This is a genomic window from Candidatus Moraniibacteriota bacterium (assembly GCA_028688415.1).
In the GTDB taxonomy this organism is placed as follows: domain Bacteria; phylum Patescibacteriota; class Minisyncoccia; order Moranbacterales; family UBA1568; genus UBA1568.
Genome location: JAQTYF010000001.1, coordinates 235,075 through 248,411 on the forward strand (window position 1 = coordinate 235,075; position 13,337 = coordinate 248,411).

A 13,337-nucleotide genomic window follows, 5' to 3' on the forward strand; every position below is an offset into this window, starting at 1 on the left:
CCTTTAGGGTAAATCCTAGCACCTCAGCCACGAAAAGTGGCTTCGCCACCTCGTGGCCTTAGGCCAATAAAATGGCTTTTCAGGCCTCTTAAAGTGAGCAGTGAGTATTCCTAGTACCTCAGAAAAAAAATTTATGATTTCATACAAACACACCCAAATTGGATATCTGATGCTGGTTGTTACGATGGTGGTGCTGGTATTTTTCGCATGGACTCAAATTACGGCCAGACTCGAATCTCCTTCGTACTACTCCGGCACGAATTTTGCCGTTACTGCCCTAATGGCATTCATTCTGTTTGTTCTTGCATCGTTTGCCACGCTGACATCATCGATTGATGAAAACTATCTTCGAATCAAGCTTGGTTATGGACTTTTCGCCAGGAAGTTTGCTTTGAATCAGATAGCTTCAGTGCAAGTAGTAAAGAATCGCTGGTATTATGGATGGGGGATAAGATTGTGGCTGTGGCCAAAAATGTGGATATATAATGTTTCAGGTTTTGATGCGGTTGAGATAACTATGAAAAATGGGAAAATCTATCGCATAGGAACAGATACTCCTGAAGAACTTGAAACTGCGATTAAGCAATCTATAAATTCTTAATCGAAAATGTACGCCGCCAAAGAAAAACCTGGAATTGTTCTCTCTGCTATTAAAATTGATTTGAATTCTTAATAAAGGTTCCCACTTTACCCCAGAGCCCCAACTGACAAATTATGAACTACTCAGCTATCATAGAAATTCCTAAAGGATCTGATCGCCGAATACATATGTCTTATGACATGAGTGGCTTTGTAGACCTTGGAGCCATAAAGGAACAAATTCCAGTGAATAATGGCATTATGCCAGTTGCTTATGGATACTTACCTTCTTTTATAAATAAAGCTGAGGGTGACCCAGTTGATATTCTTGTTTTTTCTTGTGAAGAATACGTCACCGGAGATACAACTAATGTTGAAATATTAGGAATGTTCACGCGAGAAGATGGAGATCACAAAATTCTTGCTAAAGACAGCTCTATAAATTATGAAAGTTTCATGGATGTACCTGGCCTGGAAAGAAAGCTTCTCTTAGAGTACTTTGGATATAAGTCCGAAATTACCGCTGTAGATGACGCTAATAAGGCTAAAGACTACCTAAATAACTCAGAAATGGTTTCGATAGCTTAACCCAAATAAATTCCCACTTCGTCCCACAGGTTCAGCATATACAATCTATGAATGAATTCACATTTAAATCTGTAGAACTGTGGCTTTATCCTGGACAGGCGGGGAATTGGCATTTTGTCTCTCTTCCGAAGAAAGAGTCAGGGGAAATCAAGAAGAAATTTGGTGAGAGGAGTAAAGGTTGGGGATCTCTTCCTGTTTTGGTTACTATCGGAAAAACAAGCTGGAAAACTTCCATATTTCCTGATAAAAAATCGGGCGGATACCTTTTACCTATCAAAGCCGTTGTACGAAAGAAAGAATGTCTCCTGGTAGGCGAGAAAATTTCTTTTTCGATTAAGATATAAAAAATATCGTCCTACAGATTTAACACTGTGATATACTTCTTTTATGGCTCACTTGAATTATTATGTCGACCTTTGTGCTGAGGCATATATCGTGAACGATGGTGCGGTACTTTTACGTTTGCATGAAAAGTATAACTTCTGGATAGCTCCAGGTGGTCATGTGGATCCAGGAGAAGATATCAACCAAGCAGTACTCCGAGAAGTGTGGGAAGAAGTAGGGTTGAAAGTAGAACTGATTGGACCAAGTACGTGGACCAAACAGGACTTTGATACCAATAAAGATTTGGTACCTCCAGTCTTCGTCAACCGACATTCGATCAATGAACACCATGATCACTCTTCTTTTGTTTTTGTTGCAAAGTCGAATAGTCGTGAGATAAATCCCCAAGAAGAAGCGAGCAAAAATGTCGAGTGTGTTTGGGTGACTCAGGAAGAACTCGATCAGATGCACAGAAATGACAATCGTCTTCGCAAGGACATATACCGTTACGCGTCTACGGCTCTCAAACTCATTCAATAAGTTCAGTCACGAAAATTTATGAAACTCTATCTATCATCATATAAAATTGGAGATCAGCCAGAAAAACTTCTGGCATTATTTTCAGGCAATAAAAAAGTAGGCTACATACCAAATGCCTTAGATTTTACTAACGCTAATCCAGTAAGAAGGGAGAATCACATCGAAAGTGATATACAAAGTCTAACTGATAACGGTCTCCAAGTAGAATTACTTGATTTGAAAAATTATTTCGAAAAAGAAAATGATTTAAGAGAAAAATTGCAAGGCTTAGGAGGAATCTTTATTAGCGGTGGAAATACTTTTATACTTCGCCAAGCAATGAGACTTTGCGGACTTGATACTGTATTGCAAGGATACAATAAAACTCGTGAAGATTTTGTCTACGCTGGTTACAGTGCTGCGGGGTGTGTTCTTTCTTCGTCTTTGAAGGGATACTCTATTGTAGATGATCCAACGGATTTTCCATATGCGAATCAAAAAGAAACTCTTTGGGAAGGACTTGGCATGATTGATTATACTTTCTTACCACACTTTGACTCCGACCACCCTGAATCTGCCGACATTAACAAAGAAGTAAAGTATTGTATTGAAAACAAAATTCCTTATAAGACTCTACGGGATGGCGAGGTCTTGATTATTGAGTAGAAAGGTCCTAGTTTCGTCCCGCAAGTCCAGTTAATAAAACTACATCAGTTTCACTTTCGTGATTTGAGAAATACAGACAGAATAAAACAGTTGAATTAAAACTTAGAATACAAGGATCCTCGTTATGCGAAAAATACAGAAAATATTCATTACGCAGCCTACTATAGAGGGTGCTGGAGTGTATTTGAAGCGAGGCTTCAGTAATCGTGAAGCAGAACTATTTGACCCGTTTTTGCTTTTTGATGATTTCTCAAATATTGATAGTAATTTATACAAAAATGGTTTTCCTTTGCATCCCCATCGAGGCATAGAAACGGTGACATATATTTTGAAGGGCGCTGTAGCTCATAGAGATAGCTTGGGAAGCGAAGGAACTATTGGAGCTGGTGATGTGCAATGGATGACGGCAGGAAGTGGTATTATGCACGAAGAAATGCCGGTAGCACATACTGAAGGGATTCAGGGTTTCCAGTTATGGGTGAATTTGCCACGAGCAAATAAAATGATGAATCCTCGATATCAAGAAATTAAAAGCAATGATATTCCAACGTTCAATGAGAACGGGACGGAGGTGAAAATTATTGCTGGGCAGTATCGAGATATACAAGGTCCTGTAAAAGATTTGATGGTGTCAACAACATACCTTGATGTGACGCTCTCACCACTCATGTCTTTTTCTTTGATGACTCATCCTGAAGATAATTTCTTTGTGTATGTGATACATGGAAGACTCATGGTGAGTGATGATCGAGGTGAGATTTGGGTAGAAGAGGGGAGTATCGGTCTTCTCTCATATGATACTCAATTTTCCTGCACTGCAGGTAAGGAGGGAGTACGATTCTTGCTTATTGGCGGTAAACCAATCAGGGAAGAGATGATTGGACATGGTCCAATTGTGATGAATACTCGAGAAGAAATTGAAACAGCACTTACGGAGCTGAATTCAGGAACTTTTATAAAATAACCCTAGTAAATAAAACCATGCAAACTTCAACAGAAAATATCAAATTTTTTGTTTTGAAAAATAGAGGATGGAATTATTCGTGGTATAATCAAAAAGAAGAAATTTAATATAAAAAAATATGAACAAGGTACTAAAAATCAGTGGGTTGGTTTTGCTTGGACTTTTTGTGGTGAGCGCGATAGTTGCAATTTTCACTTCGACGTATAGAGGATCGATGATGAGAGCATCTCAGACGTCGACTGGAATGTCTTTCGCTAATTCTCTCTCTGTATCATCGCCAAAATCATTTGGTGGATTGCGAAACGAGATGATGGAAGTCGCTCCTATGACGTCTCGGATGAACGGAAATACTATCGACAGTGTTACAGTTTCAGACGAAGCTCTGTCAGTGGACAAGAAAATAATCAAAAATGGCAACCTTAGTTTGAAAGTCGATGATACCGATGTATCGAGTACGAAAATCAGTGCTATTGCAAGAAATAATAGTGGAGAAGTGTTCGCCTCCAATTTCTATCAGAGTGGAAACAACGTGAAGAGTGGTACGATCACTGTGAAAGTCCCAGTAGCGTTTTTCGAAAAGACGTTTGGAGAGATCAAAGAGGTTGCTTCTCTCGTCATATCAGAATCGACGACAGGACAGGATGTGACCGAACAATATACTGATCTCAAAGCGCAACTGAGCAATGCACAAGCAGAAGAACAATCATTTATCAAGATCCTCGATCAAGCCGTCAAAATAGATGATGTCCTCGCAGTCACGAGAGAACTCGCTCGCGTCAGAGGCACGATAGAGAGACTAGAGGGGAGCATGAAGTATCTCGAATCGCAAACGGATATGTCGACAATCGCGATCAGCTTGACGGAGAATCAAAACATCACCGTTTCAGACTCTTGGCGACCGTTTCAAGTGATGAAAGATGCTGTGAATTCTCTCATCGAGAATCTTCAAGGCTTTGTAGATTTTGTGATTCGTTTCATCGTTACAGTCCTTCCATTTCTTATCATCTGGGGCGTCATCATCTGGGGTGTATACAAGATAGGAAGAAAAATATATCAGAAAATAATGGCAAAGAACGAGAACGTATAAGAAAATTAATGTATAAACTCTATGAACTTCGATATCCCGACGCCACCAGCTGAAAAAGGACGACAGATTCTCACTGCCGAAGAAGTAAAAGCAAAGATTGAAAAATTGAGTGGGAAAGAAAACCAAGAAGTGATCAGAATGTTGGAAGACGAAAAGGGCGTCTATCTGTATGAAGTCGTCGCCGTAGATGACAAGGGAGATGCCTCACTGTTTTCTTATAGGCGATCAGGAAACTTTCAGGAAACAAAAAGAGCCTCCACTGGAGTTGATGTTGCATATTTCATCGGTCCTATCGAAGATGATATGTGTGTCGGCGGTGATACTCTGTCCAATTATGACGAGACCTCTGGCACGTGGATTGATACGAAATAAATTCTCGTTTTTCTTAATCCTCAGTTTCAAGAATACATCTGACTTGCAGATGTATTTTTATTTTTACGAGAAAAAAACAGAATAAAGCGTTGTCTTGACATATACCCTGTGGGGGTATATTATAAGGGTGTACTCTCGAAAGAGGGGACACTAATAAATATATTGTAGTACACTTATGTCACACACACTTGTAGACAAAAAAGTCCCGTCAGTCGTTTTCAAGACCAGGGTTCGTGATGAATCTCTCGGAGGAGAGAATCCGTTCCGTTGGCAAGACCTCACGTCTGAGGAAATATTCTCAGGAAAAAAAGTAGTGATTTTCGCTCTTCCTGGAGCATTCACTCCTACGTGCTCGACGACACACGCCCCAGGCTACGAAGCCAAATATGCAGAGTTTCAGAAGCTCGGCATCGATCAGGTGATCTGCCTCTCGGTAAACGATGCTTTCGTGATGAAGCAGTGGGCAGACAAGCTCGGTATCAAGCAGGTGTTTATGCTTCCTGATGGCAATGCAGAATTCACCAGAAAGATGGGGATGCTCGTCCGAAAAGAAAATCTCGGATTTGGAGAACGCTCTTGGCGTTACAGTATGTATGTCGAGGATGGTACGATACAGCAGATGTTCATCGAAGAAGGATTCTCTGATGATTACTCCGAAGACCCATTCGAAGTATCTGATGCAGATCATATGCTCGCGTATCTCCAAGCCAAGAAGTAAGGTAAAGAAACAAAGCAGAAAAGAAAGGCACTCATATTCGTGGGTGTCTTTTTTGTGGTGTATAATGAAAGTATTATTATGAAAAAAATGTTTTATGCACTATACACTCGAACTCAATGACCGACCGTTCCAAGCTATCAAATCTGGAACAAAAAAAATCGAAGGAAGAACTCCGAAAGATGTCGATGACAAACGATATGAGACGATGAAGAGGGGAGACACCATTGCTTTCACGAACAATGTCACTCTGGAAAAGATGCAGTGTGAAGTATTGTCTGTGACTCATTATAGAGATGTGCGAACGATGCTTGAAACAGAGGGGACGGCGAATGTGCTCTCGAGCGGACTCGACATCGAAGGAGGAATAAGAAGTTATAATAGTTTGGAGGGATATGAAGATCGCATACAACAGTATGGTATCTATGCGATTGGTATCAGATTGCTTACTGGACAGGATAACAAAAATGTGCTATAATACTGTCTTAGTACATTTTTCTAAAAGGTCACACAACGAACAATCAAGGATGGTACAGGAAACACTGCACCATCCTTTTTTATTTTTCCAGTCATACTCTACCGAGCAGTCTTTTCTATTTTACAAAGATTTATTTTTGTGTTATTCTTTATGTAAATATTGTAAACATTAAAAAAAGACTTATGAAAAAACAAGAAATGAAAAAACAGGCAGTCATTTATCAGGCGAAATCAGGAGCAGTTGAGCTTCAGGGTGATTTTCAGCATGAAACAATTTGGGCGACACAGGCTCAAATTGCAGATATTTTTGGAACACAAAGACCAGCTATTACGAAACATCTGCGTAATATTTTTGTGGACGGTGAGCTAAAAGAAAAATCAGTTAGTTCCATTTTGGAACATACTGCCGCAGATGGAAAAAACTATAAAACTCAATTTTATAACCTCGATGCGGTTATCTCGATTGGATATCGGGTGAATAGTAAACAAGCAACGCTTTTTCGCATTTGGGCGACGCAGACTTTGCGGACGCATATTGTCGATGGATACACTATTAATCGTTCGCGGATAGGCAAGAATTATGATGCTTTTATGCAAGCCGTGACCGATGTGAAGTCACTTCTACCGAAAGGAATGAAGAGTGATACCGGAAGTATCCTCGAGCTCGTGCGCTTGTTCGCAGACACGTGGATGTCTCTCGATGCGTACGACAGAGAAGCATTTGATATCAAGAAACCCACCAAGAAGAAAGTGGCACTCACGGGAGCCAGACTCACTGCAAGCGTCGCTGTTCTCAAAACCGAGCTCATGACCAAGGGCGAGGCGACAGAACTCTTTGCATCCGAGCGTACACACGATGCTCTCGAAGGGATAGTGGGCAACGTGATGCAGGCATTTGGTGGTACTGATGTTTATCCAAGTATCGAGTCCAAGGCAGCTCATCTCCTCTATTTCATCGTGAAAAATCATCCATTTGTCGATGGGAACAAGAGAACGGGTGCATACTCATTTGTTTGGTTTCTGAACTGGGCCAAAGTACTCGATACCACACGTCTCACTCCTGAAGCTCTGACGGCTATCACGCTCCTTATCGCAGAGAGCGATCCGAAAGACAAGGACAAACTCGTAAAACTCGTAATCATGCTCATCAGCAAGAAATAGGGAGATTGTTCTCGGTATCATGATTATTCGATGATTGACAGAAATATTTATTCTCTCCGTCTTTTTTGGTATACTGTTTTCAAAAGAGTATAGAGGGAATATAACAGGATACAAAAAGAAAAGAGTATGATTGATTCTATAGAACTGGGTAGTTTTTTTGCAAATATATTTATTGGTTTTTTATTATTTCTGGTTTCAATAGAATTTATTATTTTGAGGAAATATAACAAATATATTGTTTGGATTTGGCTTTCTTGTTCGTTAAACATTATCTCTATTCTCTACTTTTTAGGTGACACATCGTATGTTATCCCTGTAGTGAATGTTTTCATTTGGCCAGTCATAAATATTATTCTCATTATCTGGTATGTTAAGAATAAAAAACACTAAGCGATATTTTCTCGTTTTTTTTCTTGCATCTTCACTTGTTTTTTCGCCTCTCCATTTTCAATTTTTCATCAGTACTCCCTCTGTAGGTGCTGTCGATATTATTATCGATTCAAATACAGAGTGGTCTGGACTTCAAACGATATCAGGATACGCTATAGTAGAGAATAGAGCGACACTCACGATCAAGCCTGGCACTATCATAGAGTTTGAAGGACAATCAAGCTTCGATATACAAGGCATCCTCAGAGTAGAGGGCACGACGAGCGAACCTGTTATCTTCCGAAAAAAGAACGCCTCAAATGTCGATGATCATTATGCTATTGTTGTTTCTGGCAGTGTATATGCGCGGAATATAGATGTGTCTGGAGGAGGGAGTATTTTTGAATCCTTTATGGTTCAGAAGAACAAAAATGATTCCCTTTTTCAGTATGCCAATGCCGCATGGTTCTATAGCGGAGCATTTACAGCGTATGACACGGGAAAACTCGATATTGAAGGAGCGAACTTTCATGATAATGCACTTGCAATATACACTGTTCAGAGTTCATCTTTTGGTACGAAAATCTGGCGATCGAAATTTTCACAAAATGAGATTGATATTGTTGATCAAAATCAGTTCGGATTCCTGGATGTAAGACATAATTGGTGGGACAATGTGAATGGTCCTATTGCTTGTACTGTAAATTGCGGTGAGTATTATCCACGACCGTATCAGAAAATTATTGGAACGATCAATTTTTTGCCTTGGCTCGATAACCCTGCATCTGCACAAGCGTCAGATGGAGTATGTACAGAGAACTGTTTCTCCAATGTTCTGTTTTTGCCAGGACTTGAAGCGAGCAGGCTCTATGTGCAAGATGATCCAGGCTGTCTCCTCCTCAACTGTGAGAACCAACTCTGGGAACCAAATAGGAATGCAGATGCGGAAAAATTGTTTCTTGATGAGGATGGAAAAAGTATCAATCCTGATGTGTATACGAAAGATGTGCTAGATGAAGTGAACGTGTCGCAAGCAGGACAAAAAAATATCTATAAATCATTCCTTGCTGATTTGGATAAATGGAAGAACGACGAGAAGATTATTGTCGATTATTCCGCTATCCCTTATGATTGGCGTTTGTCACTCGAAGATATCCTTGCTGGCGGTGCAGTATTAGATAGAGAGAAAATTTTCTATACCGAGAAATCCATTGCACCATATATTGTGCGTGAATTACGACGTCTCGCAAGCACTTCAAAAACAGGCAAAGTGACGATCATCGCTCATTCCAATGGAGGGCTCGTTGCCAAGGCGCTCACACAGACACTCGGAGTAGAAGCTGAAAAATTAATCGATAACATCGTGCTCGTAGCAGTGCCACAAGTCGGTACACCTCAATCTATTGGAGCTATTCTCCATGGGTATGATCAGGGACTGCCTACAGACTGGCTTCCATGGGTTCTTTCACCAAAAACTGCTCGTACATTGGCGCAGAATATGCCGAGTGCATACAATCTCCTTCCATCGAAAGCATATTTCAGTGGAAATGGAAGTACGACGAGTACGCCTGTTATCTCCTTTCGAGATGGACTCCTTACGAATCCATTTATCAGCAAATATGGCAATGAGATTTCTACAGAAGAATCCTTGCGAAGTTTTCTTCTCGATTCTGAAGGCAAGGTTTCTGCTGATTCAGGTGATGTCATCCGTCCGAGCAGAGTCAATACGAAACTTTTCAATCTTGCCGAAGACGTTCACAACACACTCGATGATTTCACTGTCCCTGCATCCATTTCTGTTTATCAGATTGCTGGTTTTGGTGAAGAAACACTTGGAACAATCAAATATTGGACAGGGGAAATCTGTACGAAGAGTTTCCGTGGTTGGTGTCTCGAATCAGGACCGAAACTTGAGTATTCTCCAGAGATGGTGATCGATGGTGATGGTACAGTAGTGACGCCGAGTGCTTTATCGATGGATACAAAACGGTATTGGGTGGATCTGTTTAATTTTAACGATGTGAACTTCAATAGAAAACACGCAGACATTCTCGAAGTTCCTACATTGAGAGATTTCATCAAGAATAAGGTCGTGATGAAATTGTCAAACGATCTCCCTGAATACATCTCTCCTTCCGTACCATCTATTTCTTCAGAGAAACGATTGCAATATATTTTGCATTCACCACTCACACTTTCAGTTCGTGATACTGTTGGTAATGAAATCAGTGCCTCAGTTTCGATTATTTCAGGAGCAACGTACAAGCGTTTCGGTGAAGTGCAGTATATTTCTCTCCCAGCTTCGACAGTACATACAGTGATACTCGATGGACTAGCAGAGGGATCTTTTACACTGGAAATGCGAGAAATGGAGAATGGTACAGCGATTGCAGAGACGATTTTCTCTGGTATTCCGAATTCAGCTGAGACGACAGCGACTCTCGAGGTGACAGATGGCACCATCGGAGGTGCTTCACCGCTGATCATTGATACCGACGGTGATGGTGTTTCTGATTTCTTTCTTCAGCCGAAAGTAGGGGAAAAGGTGATGCTTCCTCCACTCGATCAGACTCCGCCAGAAGTGAAACTTTTCTTCGATACCAAGACGAATAAAATGGGAGTAGATATCATCGATGAAAGCAGAACCACAACGACGTATACTACAATGCTTAGAGAATCAGAAAAGGATCGAAATCATGAAGAGCGAGAAGAAAAGAAAGAAAAACAACAAAAACAGATACTGACCGTTATTGATCGTGCGGGAAATAGTACGATACTTACTTACACCGAGAAATACACGGAGAAAGATCAGAAACTCACTTTCGAACTCGATTCGATATGTTACAATGGTGTTACGACTTCTTTTGAGAATACAAAGGCAGAATATCACTTCAGTCAGACGAAGAAGAGTGTCGGACGATACACTTCGTTTGTGACAGACATCCGCACTGCATCTCGCACACTGAAATCACATTATATACCCAAACAAGATACCACTATCATCATTGATAAGTTACGAGAATCGGATGAAGATGAAAATGATGAAGATGATAATGAGGAAGAAGATATGAAGCAGAAGCAGAAACGCTCAGGACTGATCATTCCTATGCTTATGACTCATCAGGGAAATATTGAGATAGGGTATTAATTTATTAGAATAACAAGAGATATGAATAAAAGAAATGTTTTGTGGGCTGGACTTATTAGTACAGGATTTTTTTTCTTAGCAATGTATCCAGCAATATTTGGTATCTGTGAAATGAACAATTATGATTGTAGAAAAACTTCAGATTTAATACAAATAATATTTGGTATATTTCCTGTTGTATTTTTCCTCTCCCTCATCACCTACAAAATGCGAGACGAAGTATTTGAAGCCTGGTGGAAACCTGCTCGCTTTTTCATACCGATCATCATGCTGGTAACCCTCCTCGTCAATTCCAAAACCAGAAGTGGTGGAATGGGCATCAGTGGTGCTATAGCAGGAGGTTTTGATATTTTTCTCATCGGCATCTTCTATTTCATCTTCATTGTCATCTCTCTTGTGAGAATTGTTTCAGTCTATCGCAAGTAATGATTTGGAAGCAAGGCTTCCAAATGAATACAAATTGACTCATTAGAAACAGGAAGAAAGAAGTGCTATACTGTAGAGGTAAATCGTAACAACAAAACTATGATGTTATTGAAATGGCTCGTGAGTGCAATGGCATTTCTCGTGCTTCCATATCTCGTCTCAGGAATCAGCGTGAAGGGGATAGGTACCGCGCTTATCCTCGCTCTCGTGTGGGGACTGATCAATGTGACGATCAAACCAATTCTTCTTATCTTGACCCTGCCGATTAACCTTCTCACATTTGGTATCTTCACCTTCATTATCAACGGATTCCTCCTCTGGCTCCTCGGAGGACTGATTCAGGGATTCGCAGTCCGTGGATTCCTTGCAGCCGTGCTCGGCGCTCTCATCCTTTCGGCTATTGGCACTATCACCCACTGGGCCATGCACAAGACTGAAATATAGACAAAAATATATCCTGTTATCTTTGCGCGATACATTGCGCGATTATTGCGCGATTATCATTTATGTGCTATACTGTAGGCATATAAACGGAACAGGGAAAAACTATGTTCAACCCAAAATATACGTTAACAGACAGTATTGTTTCGATGCTTACTTCTATTGCTGAAGTGAAGTCTGTTATTGAACATGCCCGAATCTTACCAAAGAATGAGCTGATGCTACGTCGGCAGGCTCTAGTACGATCGGTACATCATTCGACCGCCATCGAAGGGAATCAGTTGAATGTTTATGATGTCGAGGCGCTGGTAGGAAAGAGAAAAATAGATGCGCCGAATCGTGATATTTTTGAGGTACAGAATTATTTAAATGCTTTGAAATATATTGAAGAAATCGTTCAGGAAAAGAAAGTTATAACGGAAAAAGTATTATTGAAGATTCACAAGCTTGTGACTCATAAAACTTTACCAGAAGAACAGTCTGGTCATTATAGAAAAAGCCCTGTCTATGTTGTGAGGCGGAAATTGGGGATGCCGACAGAAGTTATGTACACTGGTCCAGATGCAGAAAAAGTCCCGACTCTCTGTGCGAATCTGATGGCATGGATAATGAAGAGTGAAACAGAAATCAATCCTGTGATTGTAGCAGGCATCGTACACCAAGAGATTGCAGCTATTCATCCTTTTGCTGATGGAAATGGACGTACCGCGAGAGCTATGGCGACGCTTATTCTTTACAAGCGAGGATACGATTTTCGAAAACTCTTTGCATTGGAGGATTATTACAACAGAGAACGGCAAGATTATTATAAGGCAATAAATATAGGGGAGACCTATTCTGAGAGAAAAGTAGATTTCACGCCATGGCTTGAATACTTCACACTTGGTTTCAAAGAAGAAATCGATGATGTGAAAAATAAAATTTTGTTATTATCTGCACGAAGAGTAAATAGCGACATCAATTCCCAGATATATTTAGCAGAGGATCAGATGAAAATTCTTGATTTCATTGATAAGATGGGGAGGATCAATGTATCTGATATTGTTGATATTCTTGGTTGTCCAAAAAGAACTGCACAGTTTCATCTATTGAGACTGAAGAAGATAGGAACCATCAAACAGGTTGGCAAAGGTCCAGCATCAGCTTATATTTTGAAATAAGCTCTAAAAATAAAAAATCCCCGCCTAACGATGTTGAGTGTTACCTCTTGGCCGGGATCTTTAATGTCATTGTAGCAGAAAATGCTGATTTGTCTATGTCTGAATCGTCTAAAATACATCTATTAATCGTATATAAAATTATATAATTAATCTTAAAAGTAGTGAATGGATGGTTGTTTTTGGTGTCTATTCACTACTAATTGACAAAAAGTAGTGAATGAGTGAGATTTTCTTTGAGGGAAGGGGTGTGGTATAATAGGCGTATTATGATGAAAGCACATGAAAACTATCGTGAGCTCATTTGGATGCTTGCCAAGACTGATTTAACAGAGGAAAAATAA

At 40.2% G+C, this 13,337-nt stretch carries 15 protein-coding genes; all 15 read left to right on the plus strand.

The genetic code is table 11. The features are described 5' to 3' along the window. The first annotated feature begins 133 nt into the window (after positions 1 to 133). A complete protein-coding gene (locus PHH40_01130; GenBank protein MDD2766350.1) occupies positions 134 to 601 on the plus strand; it encodes a hypothetical protein in 468 nt (155 codons plus the stop codon). Between the two features lie 113 nt (positions 602 to 714). Continuing rightward, on the plus strand, positions 715 to 1,167 hold the full coding sequence (locus tag PHH40_01135) for an inorganic diphosphatase (protein MDD2766351.1): 453 nt from the start codon (positions 715 to 717) through the stop codon (positions 1,165 to 1,167). Positions 1,168 to 1,214: 47 nt separating this feature from the next. Beyond that, positions 1,215 to 1,511: a DUF1905 domain-containing protein gene (locus PHH40_01140; protein MDD2766352.1), complete on the plus strand. Its 297-nt coding sequence runs from the start codon at positions 1,215 to 1,217 to the stop codon at positions 1,509 to 1,511. Positions 1,512 to 1,554: 43 nt separating this feature from the next. Next, positions 1,555 to 2,031 carry an NUDIX hydrolase gene (locus PHH40_01145; protein ID MDD2766353.1) on the plus strand — a complete coding sequence of 159 codons (477 nt, stop codon included), beginning with the start codon at positions 1,555 to 1,557 and terminating at the stop codon, positions 2,029 to 2,031. Between the two features lie 18 nt (positions 2,032 to 2,049). Then, positions 2,050 to 2,676: a Type 1 glutamine amidotransferase-like domain-containing protein gene (locus PHH40_01150; GenBank protein MDD2766354.1), complete on the plus strand. Its 627-nt coding sequence runs from the start codon at positions 2,050 to 2,052 to the stop codon at positions 2,674 to 2,676. Positions 2,677 to 2,800: 124 nt separating this feature from the next. Further along, the gene (locus tag PHH40_01155; protein ID MDD2766355.1) at positions 2,801 to 3,640 is read left to right on the plus strand and encodes a pirin family protein; all 840 of its coding nucleotides are present in this window, start codon (positions 2,801 to 2,803) and stop codon (positions 3,638 to 3,640) included. A 118-nt stretch (positions 3,641 to 3,758) separates the two neighbouring features. After that, positions 3,759 to 4,727 (plus strand): DUF4349 domain-containing protein, encoded by a 969-nt coding sequence (locus tag PHH40_01160; protein ID MDD2766356.1) that lies wholly within the window; start codon positions 3,759 to 3,761, stop codon positions 4,725 to 4,727. A gap of 21 nt (positions 4,728 to 4,748) precedes the next feature. Beyond that, positions 4,749 to 5,099: a hypothetical protein gene (locus PHH40_01165; protein ID MDD2766357.1), complete on the plus strand. Its 351-nt coding sequence runs from the start codon at positions 4,749 to 4,751 to the stop codon at positions 5,097 to 5,099. A gap of 175 nt (positions 5,100 to 5,274) precedes the next feature. Beyond that, complete coding sequence (locus PHH40_01170; protein ID MDD2766358.1) at positions 5,275 to 5,817, plus strand: peroxiredoxin; 543 nt, start codon at positions 5,275 to 5,277, stop codon at positions 5,815 to 5,817. A 94-nt stretch (positions 5,818 to 5,911) separates the two neighbouring features. Further along, complete coding sequence (locus tag PHH40_01175) at positions 5,912 to 6,292, plus strand: hypothetical protein (GenBank protein MDD2766359.1); 381 nt, start codon at positions 5,912 to 5,914, stop codon at positions 6,290 to 6,292. Positions 6,293 to 6,474: 182 nt separating this feature from the next. Further along, positions 6,475 to 7,452, plus strand: a complete 978-nt coding sequence (locus PHH40_01180; protein ID MDD2766360.1) for a virulence protein RhuM/Fic/DOC family protein — start codon at positions 6,475 to 6,477, stop codon at positions 7,450 to 7,452. 367 nt (positions 7,453 to 7,819) lie between these two features. Next, entirely contained in the window at positions 7,820 to 10,969 is a 3,150-nt protein-coding gene (locus PHH40_01185; GenBank protein MDD2766361.1) for a hypothetical protein, read from the plus strand. A 21-nt stretch (positions 10,970 to 10,990) separates the two neighbouring features. Further along, on the plus strand, positions 10,991 to 11,395 hold the full coding sequence (locus PHH40_01190) for a hypothetical protein (GenBank protein ID MDD2766362.1): 405 nt from the start codon (positions 10,991 to 10,993) through the stop codon (positions 11,393 to 11,395). A 99-nt stretch (positions 11,396 to 11,494) separates the two neighbouring features. Then, positions 11,495 to 11,839 carry a phage holin family protein gene (locus tag PHH40_01195; GenBank protein ID MDD2766363.1) on the plus strand — a complete coding sequence of 115 codons (345 nt, stop codon included), beginning with the start codon at positions 11,495 to 11,497 and terminating at the stop codon, positions 11,837 to 11,839. 104 nt (positions 11,840 to 11,943) lie between these two features. Continuing rightward, a complete protein-coding gene (locus tag PHH40_01200) occupies positions 11,944 to 12,996 on the plus strand; it encodes a Fic family protein (GenBank protein MDD2766364.1) in 1,053 nt (350 codons plus the stop codon). Positions 12,997 to 13,337 lie beyond the last annotated feature (341 nt).

Coding starts and splice junctions, on each gene's coding strand:
- PHH40_01150 (MDD2766354.1), top strand. CDS start 2,050: ATGAAACTCTATCTATCATCATATAAAATTGGAGATCAGCCAGAAAAA.
- PHH40_01190 (MDD2766362.1), top strand. CDS start 10,991: ATGAATAAAAGAAATGTTTTGTGGGCTGGACTTATTAGTACAGGATTT.
- PHH40_01185 (MDD2766361.1), top strand. CDS start 7,820: ATGTTAAGAATAAAAAACACTAAGCGATATTTTCTCGTTTTTTTTCTT.
- PHH40_01135 (MDD2766351.1), top strand. CDS start 715: ATGAACTACTCAGCTATCATAGAAATTCCTAAAGGATCTGATCGCCGA.
- PHH40_01175 (MDD2766359.1), top strand. CDS start 5,912: ATGCACTATACACTCGAACTCAATGACCGACCGTTCCAAGCTATCAAA.
- PHH40_01145 (MDD2766353.1), top strand. CDS start 1,555: ATGGCTCACTTGAATTATTATGTCGACCTTTGTGCTGAGGCATATATC.
- PHH40_01195 (MDD2766363.1), top strand. CDS start 11,495: ATGATGTTATTGAAATGGCTCGTGAGTGCAATGGCATTTCTCGTGCTT.
- PHH40_01140 (MDD2766352.1), top strand. CDS start 1,215: ATGAATGAATTCACATTTAAATCTGTAGAACTGTGGCTTTATCCTGGA.
- PHH40_01165 (MDD2766357.1), top strand. CDS start 4,749: ATGAACTTCGATATCCCGACGCCACCAGCTGAAAAAGGACGACAGATT.
- PHH40_01170 (MDD2766358.1), top strand. CDS start 5,275: ATGTCACACACACTTGTAGACAAAAAAGTCCCGTCAGTCGTTTTCAAG.
- PHH40_01155 (MDD2766355.1), top strand. CDS start 2,801: ATGCGAAAAATACAGAAAATATTCATTACGCAGCCTACTATAGAGGGT.
- PHH40_01160 (MDD2766356.1), top strand. CDS start 3,759: ATGAACAAGGTACTAAAAATCAGTGGGTTGGTTTTGCTTGGACTTTTT.
- PHH40_01130 (MDD2766350.1), top strand. CDS start 134: ATGATTTCATACAAACACACCCAAATTGGATATCTGATGCTGGTTGTT.
- PHH40_01200 (MDD2766364.1), top strand. CDS start 11,944: ATGTTCAACCCAAAATATACGTTAACAGACAGTATTGTTTCGATGCTT.
- PHH40_01180 (MDD2766360.1), top strand. CDS start 6,475: ATGAAAAAACAAGAAATGAAAAAACAGGCAGTCATTTATCAGGCGAAA.